Origin of the sequence: Kaistella sp. PBT33-4 (genome assembly GCF_029194425.1) — a bacterium.
GTDB lineage: Bacteria > Bacteroidota > Bacteroidia > Flavobacteriales > Weeksellaceae > Marnyiella.
Window position 1 is genome coordinate 563,589 of record NZ_JARFYL010000001.1, and the last position, 16,147, is coordinate 579,735.

The window sequence follows — 16,147 nt, forward strand, 5'->3', positions numbered from 1 at the left end:
TTTAGTAAAAACAACACAAAGATGAAAAAAGAAACAATTATTTACAGTGAGCATGGACTCTGTCTGAGTTTCATGGTCAATTCGCTACGGGAACATGGCTTTCATAATCAGTATGAAATTCTAAAAACCAGTTCTTTAAGTGAAGTTCGGGACCTTGTTACGGACAATTCGCAAATTCTTCTGCTGTATCTGAACAGTATGAATATGCATGAAGCGCTGGATGTAGTAGAAAAGGTGCTGGCAATTAATTCGGATTTAAAGATTATCGTCATTTCTGTGAAATCAGAGATGAAAATGGTGAAGAGATTCTTTGACAGGGGGGTTAAAGGATATCTTGGAAAAGACACCGATTATGAAGAGTTCCATAAAGCTTTGGCACAGATTATTGATGGTAATGTGTACATCAGTAATGACTCGAAGGAAGCTCTTGTTAACTTCATCTGCAGTGTTGACGATGAAAAGGAAAAGACAGGTCCGCGCAATTCAGAACTCACTGCACGTGAAATGGATGTACTGAACCTGATCTGTGACGGACTGCGGACCAAGGCAATTGCGGAAAAACTTTTTATCAGTACCCATACAGTAGAATCACACCGCAGAAACATCCTGTTGAAATTCAATATTAACAGTTCTTCGCAACTTGTAAAATATGCTCTTGAAAACAGTCTGGTAAATTAAGTTTGATTACCGTACAATAACCTATAAAAAAGGCAGAAGAATTTAGATCTTCTGCCTTTTTTAAATAAAAAAAAGTTGAGGAATTTCTTCCTCAACTCCCCTTGAAAACATCACTCCCAATCCGGCATTTCTGCGTTCGGGAATAAAGCTGTTCGTGTATTATCCTGCAGGTTGATTTTGTAGATATTCCTGGGGGATATATTATCGTTGGATGTGTTGGTAAAGATGATTTCGGCATTATTTGGCGAGAATCTGGGATCCAGGTCATTTGTACCGCTCGCTTTTGATGTTACGGCTGACCAATCCTTGCGCGTATCATTCTGCAGATTATATACGAAGATTCGGGTGTCCAACTGGCGGTAACTTGGCTCCTGATGCCCGGAAATATCGTACGTGTAGAGTAACTGATTTCCGTCTACCGAGAAATTCAGGCCACCGGCGGCTCCGGATACATTTTGAAGCACAGTGTTTAAAGTATTGCCTGCCATATCTATCACATAAATTTTAACATTGTAACCGTGTGCGTCGTTGGTCTTTATAGCAATCTTGCTGCCGTCATGACTCCAGTCACATTCTGTAATAAAACTGCCGTCCGGGGTAGTATAGATGAGTTGCAGGCCACTACCGTCTTTGTTTATCCGGTATAGATTATTGAAGTTTGGGTAAATGAATTCCTGGACGTTGCTTTTCCAGGCGAAATCCAGTTCGCTATTATTGAAGCCAGCCACCGGAACTGTTGTTACCTGAAAAACATCTGAGCCGTCCGGTTGCGCGGTGAAGAGGTGCACATTTCCTCCCACATTCCGGAGGAATGCTACCAAACCGGCATTCTGGTTCAGGCGGGGACGGAAGCTGCTTAGTGTTGTAGGAGTCATGCTGAAGTTAACATTGGTATCATTGGACGAAACGATGTAATAGTTCCCATTGATGTTCTTTTTAACATAATGGAAGCGGTTGTTCGGCATTGCGCTTGTCTTGAAGCGGAATACTGTACTGTTTGCCGGTGGATTTACACCGTCACTTACCTGTACCTGCCAGTAATAAGTAACTCCATATTTCAGGTTTTCCAGATAATAGTGTTTAGCAGTAAGATCATTTATTTCAATGATATTCTGGTCGAAGTCGTTCTTCACAGTAAGCTTATATTTTAATACATCTGTGGAATCAGGGTCCGTGCTGGTCCAGGAAAGATCTACCGCCAGGGGTTGATCCACCGCGTTATCTATTGGGCTTATTAATTGTGGTATTGTAGGCGGTGAATTACTGCTTGTGTCGTCACTCATTTCAAATACAACAGAAACGGTTTGCTGATCGTTCTTTATATTTACGCCTTGCAGGCTGGCCAAATAGCCCGACATCTCTGCACGTACAGAATAATCCCCAATCGGCACATTTTCTATGAGGAAAGAACCGTCGTCTTTTGTGAAAACCGTTTCAGTGGATGGACTCGTGCTTATTTTCACATTTTTAAGCGGCTGATTGGTGCCTTTCTTAATTACGGTTCCCTTAATTGAACCGGACTGTACTTTATCTATAAGATCCTCGCTGCATGATGTTAATCCGAAGACAAGGAGGACTGCTAAAAATGTATGTATAATGATATTTTTCATGATTCTTATTTTTTAATTTTTTTGTTGCCGAAGTAAAGATTTAAACCTACACCAACACGTACACCGTGATCGTTTCGGGACCCTTGAGCTATGCCGTCCCAGTCGTCCGTAAACCCGAGGTCATATTGAGTCATCAACCTCACCGCCAAACTTCGGCTCATCAGATATTCTAGACCTCCTCCAAGCTGGGCTTTGTAGCGTACATCATCAGGCAGCATCATCATACCTGCCCCCGCGTAGATGAAAGGTGAGAACTTATATCTCGGCATCATAAGATATTCCAGGTTAAACTCTGAGGTAATACCCGACCTTTTCAGAATTCCGGTATTTTCCATAGTGACAACTCCACCGTTCAATTCAGCGTTCAGGTGGTCAGTCAGAAAACGCTTATAACCAATTTTTCCTCCGAAAGTGGTCCTGGATCCCGTGTAATCTCCCTTAAGCTGATAGGCTTCGCCATATCCAAAAATTGCATTTCTGGGTCGCTGTATGGCAAGTGCGCTTCCCTCGGCAAAGCGTTCAGCATTTACCTTTTTTTCACTGTTATATGCAGCGATCACAGCATTGAAATCATTGGGGTCTTTAAGTTTATTATCCCACAGCTTGTCCTGTACTCCTTCTACAATTAGTGACATTACTGCTTTTTCAATGGCCTCTGTAACGGCAAGATGTACGGGTTCGTTTTGGGTAAAGCCAATATCTGATTCAAGTAATCTCTCTGTATCGATAAATCTGAAAAAGTTGCCGTTTACACTTGTAGAAAGGATAGTTTTGGAGGTGTAAACCGTTTTAACAATCTCGCCGGTAGATGTTGATACTGCGCGTAGATAAACGGTTATCCTGTCCTGTCTGTACTGTGCGCTGGCGCCCAGGCCAAAGTATCTGGCACCCACACCGCCCGTCATTACGTTTGTATCGTAAGAGACTACACCACCTTCCAGGATGATTCCGGCAAACAACAGGGGAGGCAAACTGGGGCCATCATCCTCTTTACCTGAATATTCTTTGCGGGTACTGCGGATAATCTGCCGTTCATTTAGTAAATTTCCAATATTTTCCCGTTCAATTGGCTTGAACCAGCGGCTGTCCTCCAGAGCTTTCAATAAGATAGTGGTGGTTCCCTGAGGAACTGCAGTACTCCAGCTTGCGCCGTTTTCGGCAGCCTTATACTGGCCGGTTTGGTCACGGAATTTATATACACCTACTACTATTCTGTCCTTCGGTGCAGGCAGGTTGCGGATTTCGGGGGTATATCGAGTTATTTCTCCCATCGTTGACTTTTCCCTTTCCGTAGGTATGCTGAATAAGGTGCAGCCCACAAGAAAGAGGGAAACTAGGCATAGCGATGCCTGCTTTATTTGATGATATGTTTTCATGGGTTTTCAAGTTTTATTTAGCTGCCGGGGATCAGGATTTCAGACTGTTCCCCTGTGCTGGTATTCAGGATGTTAATAAGAAGTCCCTGGCCTGTCTGTATAACTTCAAGGTACATGGAGCCAAAAACATAAGTTCCGGGCTTTAAATCGCCCTCACCAAATTGGTCACCCATCAGTTTTCTTGATATTTCGTTCAGAAGCTGTCTGTTCAGGTTGTCTGTAAAACTGCTTAGAGAGTTCAGTGAGGACAGCCCCCGGCTGCCGGAACTATTGTCAAACTGATTTTGTGCACTGGCCGAACTTTGCAGCCATTGGTAATTAAATGTTTCACCTCCAAAGGCCGGATTGATTGGTTTATATACAAACTGCTGTGCCTGTGCAGTTGCTGCGGCACAAAAGATGAGGATTAGATAAAGTATTTTTTTCATGATTGGTCAGTATTTAAATTCGCGGTCTCTCAGACTTTGATTTGCAGTGTAATCTGCCAGGTAATTCAGTGCGGTTTGTGCTTCGGCCTCCACAGACTCCTCGTCCGGTTTGGACAGGAAACTGTATATAACCCGGTCATCCACTGTCACTGTAATCCTGCTGTTGCGCCCGAAAGACGGCAATTCTGTGATGATTACAGTACCATCATATTTCTCTGGTATCTGGTTGTACTTTTTAAAAAATAATTCATAAAACATTTGTCCCATCCGCGTTTTTGTATCGTCGATAGTAAGACCGGCCAACTCCAGATCTTTTTCCGGGATATAAGTGATCTCAGCCGTAAACTGTTGCGGATTAATTTCAAGACTGTCTTTAGCAATGGTGCGGTCCGACTCTTCGTCTTTCAGAAACAGATAAACCTTTAGCCCGTCTTTTTCAGCAAGATTTACGTACGTCTCCGACAGAATACGTGTTTCATTGGGTTTAAGCGAAAATTTACCGCTCTGTTTATTGGAAGATGTACCTGATTTACCTTTTTTAAGCGTGATCAGTATAAAATTCATATCCGCAAAGGTTTGCGAATTGCTGATTGCAGCGGCTTTGATTTTCACCTGACCTTCATTGTTCTCTGAAATAATTTTTCCCGTAACTGCTGCGGTTTCCTGTGCTTCAAGACCTATACAACAGAAAAGAACAGTCAGAATTGTGATGAGAGTTTTCATTTTCAAGGGTTTAATTATTTCTCATTAGAATCGTCATGTCATTGGCGTTTATATTCATTTTCATTCCATCTGAGATGCTGTTGCTTCCTTCTACATGTACAAGGTTGTTTGAGCCCCTGATGGCAATCTCTGCGGTTGCAGGGTAAGCGTTGTAGTTTTGATAAAGAGTCGTATTATTATCTCCTAACTGAGTGATAATAATACTGGCCCCCGCATTATCCCAGACTTCAATTAAGTTGTTATTACCGATTTGTGCAGCTACTGATACGGAAGAACGCTGGAGATTGGATTTTGAGATCTGGCTGTAATAGTCTAATACATTATCACTGTTGATCTCAAACATTGGAACTTCCTGCGAGAAACAGTAATTGAAACTCAGAAGAAACAAAATGAAAGTTATTGCTCTTTTCATGGTGGTAAATATTTGGGTGATGGACGCCCGTAAATCTGTCAGTGTGTACCTAGGCGATTGTTGTGCCTGTATTTTCAAAGTGAATCCGATTAGATGGAACTGTGGCATTGAACCAACTGTCCATTTTCGTGCAATGAGTTCCCGGATTGGACTCATAAAACTGCTGCCTCTTTGATTGCTGGGACAGTTTTGTACTGGCTGACTTTAAGATTGGCGGTGCCAATGTACTGTGTGTTGTTCTTTTCATGTTTTCAAAGGTTTAAGGGTTATTGTATACACAAATTTAGCCGCTGATCATATATGGCAAATCCCCCTTAGAAGGGACTTCCTAAATCTCCCCAAAAACAGTTAGATGTTGGGATAAATAACCTTTTGACATCAATTTAAAAGAGGACATCCATTTATTTTTTGCTGTACTGTTTATCATTATGAAGTCCATTCCAATGAAATGTGCCATCTGCATCTAATACTTAGGTTTCACTTGGCAAGAAAACAGGTGTTCATTGAAAATGAGCAAAAAAAATCCGTCCCAATTTGAGACGGATTCGCAATTTTATAGGCGGGACTAGTCCATTTGAGTCACAGTCATCATATTTCCGCTTCCGTTCTGGAAACCGGTGTGCATCTGATTGGTTCCCATTTGATCAAGCGTTGCCTCGTTAAAGGTACCATCCTGACGGTGGAAACTCTGATTTGCATTTCCGGTTTGCCAGTTAATCAAGCTGTTATCATTACCAAACTGTTCGCCAGTTGTTACGTTACCAACAGTATACTGTTGTGCACCAGCATAGTTTCTTTCCCCACTTTGAGTCATGTATGCTCTGTTAGAAGTGTCCCATTGGTACAACTCAACTTCGTTGTCGATACCATTTTGTCTGGTCCACGCGATCTGACCACCTATTGCCTGCTTCTGGTTAACTTTGGCGTAGTTTCCTACACCAACTTGCCATGCATCGTTGCTGTTGTCATTTCCCTCCTGATCAATTTCCAGAATGTTGCTGGTACCTTGACTCACAGCGATGCTTCGGTTGTACGTACCGTCCTGTGCAATGCCAGCGATGTTGGTAGTGCCGTCCTGAAATAAATCGTTGTTGTTCTGAAATCCTTCCTGTAAAAGATTGGAGATGTTTCCATTTCCATACTGTCTGGAATAATCAACATTTGATTGTGCGTAAGTAAAACCTACTGCCAGTAGTGCCACTGCACCTGTAACTAATTTTTTCATGTTTAAAAAATTTATTTGGTTAGTTTGTGTTACAAATGTAGTCTCGCTTAAGACACTGCAAATCCCTGTAAATCAGTATTTCCGAAATATCAGTGAAAGCGGTTAGGTATATTGGGTTAATTCCCCGAAATCCATTAGTCAATTTTTAACTAGATGATTTCACAGTTGTTACATTATGAAGCACTTAAGGGTGTAGCTGTCTGAAGGGTTTTTATAACGTAAATTTCAAAACCTGCAAAGCTTTCTGTTACTCACAGCTTTTTTTATGAAGTAAAAAGTTTGCGCGCGCAGAATAAATCGATTTCTATCAACAAATTCTATTATTATTATCGTAAATAAACTTGGAAACTTATTTGGTTTATTAGTTTCCAAATAAGTATCTTTGCTGCGTCAAAATCAAAGTATGGATAAAAGTTTTTTGGAAAAGGTAGCGGAATTGTTCATTGAGAATGGTGCCAAGACCCTTACAATGGATGATATCGCCCGTGAATTCGGGATGTCTAAAAAGACATTGTACCAGAAGTATACAACCAAGGAGGCTTTACTGGAAGATGTGCTGGAGTATAAACTCACTGAAGTAATTGAGAAACTCAATAAAATGGATAAGCAGATAGAGAATGCCGTGGACCGTATGTATTGCCGCGATGAGGAGATAGAAAAAGCTTCCCGGTCCAATAATTCAGTTCTTATTCGTCAATTGCTTAAATATTATCCGGCCATCTTTAACAAACATATGATGAACTTTTCTGAAAGGTTCACGGAAGTGCTTGTTCACAATATAGAACGCGGCCGCGAGCAGGGCTATTACCGCACGGATTTCGATGCTGCGCTTTATGCCAGTATTTATTTTCAGATGGTGATGTCTTATGACAGTTCGCCATTTCTGGACACCTCGAAGACGGACCGTGCAGAATACAGTAATGTAGCACTCAACTTTTATATGAATGCAATCACTACCGAATTAGGGAAACAACAGTTAATAAAATATAACCATATATAATAATGAAGAAACTAATTTTTGGCTTTATACTGACCGCCGGACTGCTTAATGCTCAGGACGCCAGGCTGCTTACGCTGCCGGAGGCTATCACTTATGCTTTGGAACATAAGGCTGAGGCCGAGAAAGCCCGTTTGGATATCCGCAAGGGTGACGCGCAGATTGCTGAAGTGAAATCCAATGCTTACCCCAACATCAGCTTTAACAGTTCTACAAGTTATAATCCCTTACTGCAGGAATCGGTACTTCCTGGTGAGATCTTTGGTGCACCAGGACAGCAGGTGAAGGTGGCCTTTGGCCAAAAGTGGACTTCAAGCAATATGGTGCAGCTTACACAAAACCTCTTTAATCAGTCGGTTTTTGTAGGTCTGAAAGCAGCCCGGTCCACGAAGGAGTTCTATCTGATCAACGCACGCCTTACCGAGGAGCAGATTATTGAAAAAGTAGCCAACGCTTATTTTCAGGTCTATCAGGCAGACCAAATGCTGACCAATGCAAAAAGCAATCTGGATATCACTAACCAAACCATTAAAGTGATTAAAGGTTTATATGATGCAGGTCTGGCCAGAAAAATTGATTATGACAGGGTAGTAGTGGCCCGTAATAATGTAAGTTCCGGTGTGAAGCAATTGGAAAACACAGTGGATTTGGCTGAAAATGCGCTGAAATTTATGATCGGTATGCCCATGGACCAGGAAATTGAGCTTCCGGAGCAGACTTTTGAACCTTCACTGTTGCCGGACCGCAGCGCGAACTTTGACGACCGCACCGAAGTTCAGTTGGTGAACAAGCAGATCGAACTGCTTGAATGGCAGAAAAAAGCAACTGAAGCAGAATACTACCCGTCGGTAGCACTTTCTGCTAACTATGGTTTTTTGGGTCAGGGTGAAAAAATGCCGTGGTGGAACGGTAAGGAAAACGGTGTGTTTTGGTCCGATATGGCATCCATAGGGTTAAATGTTCGGGTGCCGATATTTAACGGCTTCGCTACAAAATCACGTGTAGAACTTAGTATGATCGAGATAGAGAAAGCCCGCGCAGATTTAAGGGAAACGCAGCTGGGTCTGGACCTTCAACATAAAAATGCCGTTACGGAACTGGAAAATAATATGACCATGATTTCCATGCAGGAGGAAAATGTGGTTTTGGCAGAGCAGGTTCTTTCCAATACCAGAAGCAATTACCAGCATGGTTTGGCTACTTTGAATGATATTCTTGATGCGGAACGCGACCTTACCGAAGCGAAAAATAATTTAACAAAAGCAAAGCTTGATTATAAACTTGCGGAAATCGACCTGCTTAAGTCTCAGGGAAAACTGAAAACATTAACTGATAATAATTAAATAAACTATGAAAAAGAATACAATCATCAGCATACTGGCCATACTGGGTATCGCTGTCGCGTTTTACTTTATCCTTCAGAACAACAAGAAGAAGAATGAGGAAAAGGTAGCGGTGGTAGCGGAAAAGAATACCAATGTGGCTGTTCGTACCACTCTCGTAAAGCAAGAGGAGATTAGCGGTGAATTTATGGTGAACGGTACTTTCCTGCCCAACAGACAGGCGCAGATTTCCGCGGAAATGGGTGGACAGCTGATCTCACTCAATGTTAGAGAGGGAAGTTATGTACGTGCAGGACAAAGCATCGGCCGTTTGGCAGGTGAGAAAGTAAACGTGAACGTTTCCGGTGCAAAAGCCAATCTGGATAACGCAGTTATGGCCTTAGACCGTTATGAGCAGGCTTACAAGACAGGTGGTGTCACAGCACTTCAGCTGGATCAGGCCAGATTGCAGGTTAAAAATGCCAGAACCCAGCTTCAGTCAGCCAACTTACAGTCCGGCGATACCAACGTCATTTCAAAGGTAAGCGGGATCGTAAACCAAAAGTTTGTAGAAGTGGGAACTGTGCTTAACCCGGGTACGCCTATTGTTGAGGTGGTGGATATCTCTTCCGTTAAACTTAAGGTCGATGTAGACCAGTCATTGGTTAGCCAGCTATCTGTAGGCAACAGCGTGAAAGTTCAGCCCGATGTAATTGAAGGCGCGCTGGATGGCCGGATTACCTTCATCGCACCCGCTGCTTCGGGCGCACTGAAGTTTCCTGTGGAAATTACAGTTCCCAATTCATTTAACAAACTTAAAGCCGGTATGTACGGAACCGCAGTCTTCAGCCGAAGCGGCAGCGGCAGTGTGCTTACTATTCCGCGGGAGGCGTTTGTGGGCAGTGTGAGTGATAATACCGTATTTGTGGTACGCAATAACGTAGCCTATCTGACCAAGATCCAGAGCGGTGTAAATTATGGCGACCGTGTAGAGGTGATCAGTGGTCTGAAGGCCGGCGATGAGGTGGTTACGAGTGGCCAGATCAATCTGACGGACAAAACGCCGATCCGTAAACTGAAATAAATCGACTAAGCATATATATAGATGAAGTTAGCAGAAGTATCGATTAAACGACCCAGTTTGGTCATTGTAATGCTTGCATTACTGGTCATAGGGGGCCTATTCAGCTATTCGCAGCTGAATTATGAGCTGATCCCGAAATTTGAAGTTAAAGTGGTAACTGTGGCAACGGTTTATCCGGGTGCATCGCCTTCCGAGGTGGAAAATACGGTCTCACGGAAAATAGAAGATGCCGTATCTGCCCTGGAAGGAGTAAAAAAGATCCAGTCCAAGTCCTATGAGAGTTTATCCGTTGTAATTGTGCAGTTTAACAATGATGCCGACGTGGATTTTGCCCTGAATGAGGCCCAGCGGAAGATCAATGCCATCCGGTCCGATTTGCCTGAAGATATAGACGAGCCGTCTCTTACCCAATTCTCACTTTCGGATATGCCGATCGTAAGGATGGGAGTTACCGGTAACCTTACCGAAAATGAGCTGTACGACCTGATAGACCAGAGAATTCAACCTGTATTCTCCAGAATCCCGGGCGTGTCCAAGGTGGATATTGTGGGTGGTCAGGAAAGGGAGATCAGAATCAACCTGAATCAGTCTAAAATGGAAGGCTATGGCCTCACCATTCCCGAAGTTCAGCAGATCATTACCATGTCCAACCTCGATTTCCCTACCGGAAGTCTGAAGACACGTGAAAACAGTACACTGATCCGTCTTGCGGGAAAGATCAGTTCGGTTGAAGAATTGAGAAACCTGACGATATCTTCCAAAAACGGACAGAATATCCGACTGTCAGATATCGCTGAAGTTCAGGACACGCAGAAGGTGGCCGATAAAATAGCGAGGATCAACCAGGAAAATACAATGATGCTCCAGGTGCAGAAGCAGACAGATGCCAATGCGGTGGAAGTAAGCCGTCTGGTTCAGGAAAAAATTGCACAGATTGAAGAGCAGTACAAAGGAAACAATATTAAGATTACGGTTGCCAGTGATACTTCAACGTTCACCCTGGCCGCTGCGAACGCTGTAATTAAAGATTTACTTATCGCGATTGCGCTTGTGGCTTTTGTTATGATGTTCTTCCTGCACAGTTTCCGAAATGCACTTATTGTAATGGTAGCCATTCCGACCTCGCTTATCGCGACTTTCATCGGAATGTACATCCTGGGTTACAGTCTTAACCTCATGAGTTTGCTGGGTCTTTCACTGGTGGTAGGTATCCTGGTAGATGATGCGATTGTAGTTATCGAGAATATCCACCGCCACATGGAGATGGGTAAGAACAAAGTGCGGGCTTCCTACGACGGTGCCAAGGAAATTGGGTTTACGGTTACTGCCATTACATTGGTAATTGTGGTGGTATTCCTGCCTATTGCGATGAGTACGGGTCTCGTATCCGACATTATCTCGCAGTTCTGTGTCACGGTAATTATTGCTACCATGCTCTCACTGTTGGTGTCCTTTACGGTGGTTCCATGGTTGTTCTCGCGCTACGGGAAACTGGAAGTGATAAGCAATACCTCTTTCTTCGGAAAGATTATATATAAATTTGAGGAGGGACTTACCTGGTTTACCCATAAGATTGAGGGGATATTGAAGTGGAGTTTGGTAAACAAGCTGAAAACCTTCGCCATTACCATTGTGCTCTTCATCAGTGCAATCGCATTGGCCGTTATGGGTTATATTGGTTCTGACTTTTTCCCGGGTACCGATAAAGGAGAATTCCTGGTTCAGATCGAGATGCCTAAAGACACTTCCCTGGAAGAGACCAACTTCATTACACAGGCTGCCGAAAAGCACCTGGCCAAAAAGCCGGAGATTGTGAAAATGATCACCTCTGTAGGATCCGTTAGTGGCGGTATGGGTGCTATGCAGTCCACCAATTATAAATCGGAAATCAGTGTAGAGCTTGTTCCGAAAGATGAAAGGGAAGACGATACTAAAGTATATGCGGCCAAACTGAAACGCGATCTGGAGAAAGTTCTGGTAGGAGCGAAAGTAACTACGGTTCCGGTCGGATTTATGGGTGCGGAACAGGCTCCGCTGCAGATGACGGTAACCGGCACGACGCTTGAAGATGCAATGGCTTACGCAAAGACTGCCGAAGCGCAGCTGAGAACCATAGACGGTGCTTCTGAAATTAAACTGAGTGTGGAGGAAGGTAACCCTGAAATTTCAGTAACAGTAGACCGTGACAAGATGACTTCTCTCGGCCTGAACGTAGCCTCCGTTGGTCAGACCCTCAGAACGGCGTTCAGCGGTAATACCGATAATAAATTCCGTACCGGTAATAACGAGTATGATATCAATATCATCCTTGATGAAGCCAACAGGACAAGTATTGATGATGTCCGCAACATCAACTTCGTGAACCAGCAGGGTATGAGAATACAGCTTTCGCAGTTTGCTGATATTAACTTTACTTCGGGACCTGCCTTGCTGGAAAGGTATGACAGATCGCCATCGGTTACCGTACAGGCGCAGACTGTCGGTAAGACTACCGGTACAGTAGCTGCCGAATGGGAAACCAAGATGGCTGAAATTAAGAAACCTGCCGGTGTGAACTGGGTATGGGGCGGAAATATGGAAAACCAGAGCGAAGGTTTCGGAACTTTGGGTATCGCGCTGCTGGCCGCCATTATGTTGGTATATATGATTATGGTGGTGCTTTACGACGACTTCCTGAAACCGTTCATTGTACTCTTCTCCATACCGCTGTCATTCATCGGTGCACTATGGGCGCTGGCGCTCACCAACCAGAGTTTGAACATTTTTACGATACTAGGTATCATCATGCTGATCGGTCTGGTGGCCAAGAATGCCATCCTGCTTGTTGATTTTGCGAACCACAGGGTAGATAAAGGTGAGAGTATAGAAAATGCGCTAATCCAGGCCAACCATGCCCGTTTAAGACCTATCCTGATGACCACGATAGCGATGGTATTCGGTATGTTACCTATCGCCCTCGCTTCAGGCGCCGCAGCGGAGATGAACAACGGTCTGGCTATCGTAATTATCGGTGGACTTATCTCCTCGCTGTTCCTGACACTGATTATTGTTCCGGTTGTCTACCTTATTATGGTAAGGCTTGAAAACAGATTCAGCAAAAAGGAAAAGACCAACTATGAGGAGGAAATGGTTGCAGATTATGACCATATCCATCCGGAAAACGAACTGGAATTTTAAAGTTAGTAACTCCATCAGAAGCACCCCTGAAATAACCTTTTTTCAGGGGTGTTTTTTTTAAAGAGACTCCCGGATGCTATTTTATGCATAAAATGCACCTCCAGAAATTTTGCTGAATCACCAGTTAAAGGTCCTAATGGTGGCTTGTTGAGGCCTTTTTGACCGCTTTTATTTGAAAATACTATATTTATGGTCAACCAATTAATTAAAGCTTATGAGTAAGAATTACAGAGAAAAAACAAGTCTTTTGAGGGTTAGCATACGCAGTATGCTGGCTGGTTTGAGTGTTTTACTGCTTACGGCAGGTATGGGAACTAAATTGCAGGCACAGGTTAGTGCCTATATTTTCTCCCAAAGTATGGGAACTTTTACTCCGATTACTGGAGGAACAGTATTAGGAACAGCAACAGGAAATACATCAGCAACCAATCTTAACAGTCAGGTTTATTCTGTAACTCTTCCTTTCGCTTTTAATTTTAACCAGCAAACCTACACGGAGTTAAATGTCTCCTCGAACGGCTTTGTGACCTTTGGCGCTACTGCGCCAAGTGCAACTTTATCTGCACCTATCTCATCTTCTATCGCTTACGAGGGCGCCATTGCGGCCTTTGCACGTGATTTAACCTCTTTCTATGATATTGCAGGACGCACCGGAAACATTCGTTGGGAAACAGTAGGCACTGCTCCAAACAGGGAGGTGGTGATTCAATGGACAGATTTCAGACCGACCAATACCACATCATTGACCAGTGTGTATGCGTTCTCTTTCCAGATAAGGCTACATGAGACTACGAATATTATTTCCACTGTGTATACCAGCGGATCATATTTAATAGGTTCCACCTCATATTCATCATCCGTCAATCAGATCGGACTGCGGGGTGCTACAAACTCCGATTTTAATAACCGTTATAATCCAACCGGAACTTTATTCATCAATTCTGAAGCAGGTACCTCAAACGGTCTGGATCAGTCTTTCAGCACTTTAAATGTTCCCCCCGGAATGCCCACGGACGGCCTTACCTATACCTGGACACCACCCACTTGCTTTTCGCCGGTTTCATTTACACCCGGATCTGTAACCTTGGGTACAGCAGTGGTAAACTGGACGGCGCCTGCTCAGGTTCCTGCTTTAGGTTACGATATTTATTACAACACTACCGGCATTGCACCGGATTCCTCAACAGTACTGGACGGAACAAACTCTTTATCTGTGTCAGGTTCGGCCCTTTCAGCTACGCTTTCCGGGCTAAGCTCCGGAACTCAGTATTATATCTGGATAAGGGGTAAATGTTCTTCATCGGATTTCGCAAACTGGTCGTCAGGAATTACATTGAGTACTGAATGTGTGCCCGTGAGTGCACCATATACCCAAAACTTTGATACTACTCCGGTTGGTAGCAGTACAAATAATACTGCTCCGGTATGCTGGACCTATTACGAAGAATCCGGGTCTGCTGCTTACGGTTATGTGTCCACAAGTAACTCTGTTTCGGCTCCGCACAGCTTTTATATGTATAATAGCTCAGACACTACCGGTAATATTCTGTTGATTTCACCCCAGACATTAAACCTGGCTGACGGAACAAAGTGGGTGAGATTTTCAGCCAGAGGAAGCGGCAGCGCCTCTATCCTTGAAGTAGGAACCCTGGACAGCCCAACCAATCTGGGCAGTCTTTCACTTTTGACTACAATTCCCTTAACGAATTCCCATCAGGAATATACGGTAATGATTCCTGCCGGCACACATCAGTATTTGGTATTCAGACATGGCCTGGGCGGTACTTACCGTGGCATCTATATGGATGATATCACCGTTGAAGATGCTCCCACCTGCTTTGAACCTACTGCACTTTCTGTAACTGCAGGAAGCGTAACCGGTACGGGTGGTACCATTAGCTGGGCGGCTCCCTCCACGCCGGCTACCGGATATGAAATTTATTACAGTACAGATCCTACGCCTCCTGTAGCCGGTACCGTACTGGACGGTAGCAACTCACTCTCTGTGGTGGGAACAACTGCAACCCTGTCCGGACTTAATTCATCAACAGTATACTATGTGTGGGTGAGGTCTGTGTGCTCGGCTTCGGACAAAAGTGTCTGGACACCCACCGCGGTAACAATGGTTACTCTTTGTCAGCCACCGGTTATATCTGCAACAACAGTAAATCCGGTGCCTGTATGTGTAGGCGGAACTGCTACGATTACTGCGACAGCAGATGCCGGTGCACAGATTAACTGGTATGCAAATGCTACAGATACCACTCCTTTAGCAACGGGAACTGCATATACTACAGGACCACTGAATGTAACCACAGATTTCTATGTGTCTTCAGGATCAGGAACTACAGGAAATGTGGGTCCGGCAAGTCCATCATCACTTGGGACCATTAGTGCCTCTAATTATGCAATTGGTACCTATTACCAGATTTTTGATGTACTTACACCTGTAACTTTAAATTCTGTCGATGTTTATCCGGCGTCTACTGTAGCCATCGGTACCGCCTCTTCTATAGAGATCAGGGACAGCAGTGGTACAACATTGGTTTCAGTTCCGTATACAGTTGCGGTGAATGATGGGGTGACACCACAAACTGTAACGCTTAATTACCTGCTACCTGTGGGCACCGGCTACAGAATCGGGCAGGGTGTCGGCATCAATCTTCAGCGAAATACCTCAGGTGCAAATTATCCTTTTACATCGCCGGCTATCAATGTTACCGGAAACAACTTCACCTCCGGTCCTAACTATTGGTATTATATCTACAACTGGAATTATTCCACTGGTTGCGAAAGTGCCAGATCGGTGGTAACCGTTACTGTAGACCCTAACTGTACAATGGGAACCTCTGAGGCAGGAAACACTAACGAACCGGTGATCTATCCTAATCCATTTATGGATATTGTAAACATCTCCGACGTGAAGGATTTGAAAACTGTCACAGTGCTTGATATGTCAGGCAGAATGGTGAAGACTATTGCCAATCCTGGACGACAGATTAATCTTTCTGAATTGAAAGCCGCAATGTATATCCTTAAACTGAATTACAAAGACGGGACTTCCAAGTCACTCAAAGCAATTAAAAAGTAATCTCTTATAACACTTGATTTTAAG

At 43.8% G+C, this 16,147-nt stretch carries 12 protein-coding genes; 6 read left to right on the forward strand and 6 right to left on the reverse strand.

Annotation, left to right across the window (positions count from 1 at the left end):
* Positions 1 to 21: 21 nt before the first annotated feature.
* Positions 22 to 678 (forward strand): response regulator transcription factor, encoded by a 657-nt coding sequence (locus tag P0M11_RS02615; RefSeq protein ID WP_158064506.1) that lies wholly within the window; start codon positions 22 to 24, stop codon positions 676 to 678.
* 110 nt (positions 679 to 788) lie between these two features.
* Here the strand turns inward: P0M11_RS02615 and P0M11_RS02620 are convergent, their stop codons facing one another.
* The 6 genes from P0M11_RS02620 to P0M11_RS02645 all read right to left on the reverse strand — a co-directional run bounded on the left by P0M11_RS02620 (position 789) and on the right by P0M11_RS02645 (position 6,452).
* Positions 789 to 2,288 (reverse strand): carboxypeptidase regulatory-like domain-containing protein, encoded by a 1,500-nt coding sequence (locus P0M11_RS02620; protein WP_275624322.1) that lies wholly within the window; start codon positions 2,286 to 2,288, stop codon positions 789 to 791.
* Positions 2,289 to 2,293: 5 nt separating this feature from the next.
* Positions 2,294 to 3,664: a CsgG/HfaB family protein gene (locus P0M11_RS02625; RefSeq protein WP_275624323.1), complete on the reverse strand. Its 1,371-nt coding sequence runs from the start codon at positions 3,662 to 3,664 to the stop codon at positions 2,294 to 2,296.
* A gap of 17 nt (positions 3,665 to 3,681) precedes the next feature.
* Positions 3,682 to 4,092 (reverse strand): curli assembly protein CsgF, encoded by a 411-nt coding sequence (locus P0M11_RS02630; RefSeq protein WP_275624324.1) that lies wholly within the window; start codon positions 4,090 to 4,092, stop codon positions 3,682 to 3,684.
* 6 nt (positions 4,093 to 4,098) lie between these two features.
* Complete coding sequence (gene csgH, locus P0M11_RS02635) at positions 4,099 to 4,815, reverse strand: curli-like amyloid fiber formation chaperone CsgH (RefSeq protein WP_275624325.1); 717 nt, start codon at positions 4,813 to 4,815, stop codon at positions 4,099 to 4,101.
* 10 nt (positions 4,816 to 4,825) lie between these two features.
* Positions 4,826 to 5,227 (reverse strand): hypothetical protein, encoded by a 402-nt coding sequence (locus tag P0M11_RS02640; RefSeq protein WP_275624326.1) that lies wholly within the window; start codon positions 5,225 to 5,227, stop codon positions 4,826 to 4,828.
* Positions 5,228 to 5,792: 565 nt separating this feature from the next.
* Complete coding sequence (locus P0M11_RS02645) at positions 5,793 to 6,452, reverse strand: hypothetical protein (protein WP_275624327.1); 660 nt, start codon at positions 6,450 to 6,452, stop codon at positions 5,793 to 5,795.
* Positions 6,453 to 6,855: 403 nt separating this feature from the next.
* Between P0M11_RS02645 and P0M11_RS02650 the strand changes: the two genes are divergently transcribed.
* The 5 genes from P0M11_RS02650 to P0M11_RS02670 all read left to right on the forward strand — a co-directional run bounded on the left by P0M11_RS02650 (position 6,856) and on the right by P0M11_RS02670 (position 16,123).
* Positions 6,856 to 7,452: a TetR/AcrR family transcriptional regulator gene (locus P0M11_RS02650; RefSeq protein WP_275624328.1), complete on the forward strand. Its 597-nt coding sequence runs from the start codon at positions 6,856 to 6,858 to the stop codon at positions 7,450 to 7,452.
* Positions 7,453 to 7,454: 2 nt separating this feature from the next.
* A complete protein-coding gene (locus P0M11_RS02655; protein ID WP_275624329.1) occupies positions 7,455 to 8,792 on the forward strand; it encodes a TolC family protein in 1,338 nt (445 codons plus the stop codon).
* A 7-nt stretch (positions 8,793 to 8,799) separates the two neighbouring features.
* Positions 8,800 to 9,855 carry an efflux RND transporter periplasmic adaptor subunit gene (locus P0M11_RS02660; RefSeq protein WP_275624330.1) on the forward strand — a complete coding sequence of 352 codons (1,056 nt, stop codon included), beginning with the start codon at positions 8,800 to 8,802 and terminating at the stop codon, positions 9,853 to 9,855.
* 21 nt (positions 9,856 to 9,876) lie between these two features.
* Entirely contained in the window at positions 9,877 to 13,032 is a 3,156-nt protein-coding gene (locus P0M11_RS02665) for an efflux RND transporter permease subunit (protein WP_275624331.1), read from the forward strand.
* Between the two features lie 214 nt (positions 13,033 to 13,246).
* Positions 13,247 to 16,123: a fibronectin type III domain-containing protein gene (locus tag P0M11_RS02670; RefSeq protein WP_275624332.1), complete on the forward strand. Its 2,877-nt coding sequence runs from the start codon at positions 13,247 to 13,249 to the stop codon at positions 16,121 to 16,123.
* Positions 16,124 to 16,147 lie beyond the last annotated feature (24 nt).

Excerpts from the sequence above, each read along its gene's own strand:
- P0M11_RS02630 (WP_275624324.1), bottom strand. The coding sequence starts at position 4,092 with ATGAAAAAAATACTTTATCTAATCCTCATCTTTTGTGCCGCAGCAACT.
- P0M11_RS02625 (WP_275624323.1), bottom strand. The coding sequence starts at position 3,664 with ATGAAAACATATCATCAAATAAAGCAGGCATCGCTATGCCTAGTTTCC.
- P0M11_RS02620 (WP_275624322.1), bottom strand. The coding sequence starts at position 2,288 with ATGAAAAATATCATTATACATACATTTTTAGCAGTCCTCCTTGTCTTC.
- P0M11_RS02670 (WP_275624332.1), top strand. The coding sequence starts at position 13,247 with ATGAGTAAGAATTACAGAGAAAAAACAAGTCTTTTGAGGGTTAGCATA.
- P0M11_RS02615 (WP_158064506.1), top strand. The coding sequence starts at position 22 with ATGAAAAAAGAAACAATTATTTACAGTGAGCATGGACTCTGTCTGAGT.
- P0M11_RS02650 (WP_275624328.1), top strand. The coding sequence starts at position 6,856 with ATGGATAAAAGTTTTTTGGAAAAGGTAGCGGAATTGTTCATTGAGAAT.
- P0M11_RS02645 (WP_275624327.1), bottom strand. The coding sequence starts at position 6,452 with ATGAAAAAATTAGTTACAGGTGCAGTGGCACTACTGGCAGTAGGTTTT.
- csgH (WP_275624325.1), bottom strand. The coding sequence starts at position 4,815 with ATGAAAACTCTCATCACAATTCTGACTGTTCTTTTCTGTTGTATAGGT.
- P0M11_RS02640 (WP_275624326.1), bottom strand. The coding sequence starts at position 5,227 with ATGAAAAGAGCAATAACTTTCATTTTGTTTCTTCTGAGTTTCAATTAC.
- P0M11_RS02665 (WP_275624331.1), top strand. The coding sequence starts at position 9,877 with ATGAAGTTAGCAGAAGTATCGATTAAACGACCCAGTTTGGTCATTGTA.
- P0M11_RS02660 (WP_275624330.1), top strand. The coding sequence starts at position 8,800 with ATGAAAAAGAATACAATCATCAGCATACTGGCCATACTGGGTATCGCT.
- P0M11_RS02655 (WP_275624329.1), top strand. The coding sequence starts at position 7,455 with ATGAAGAAACTAATTTTTGGCTTTATACTGACCGCCGGACTGCTTAAT.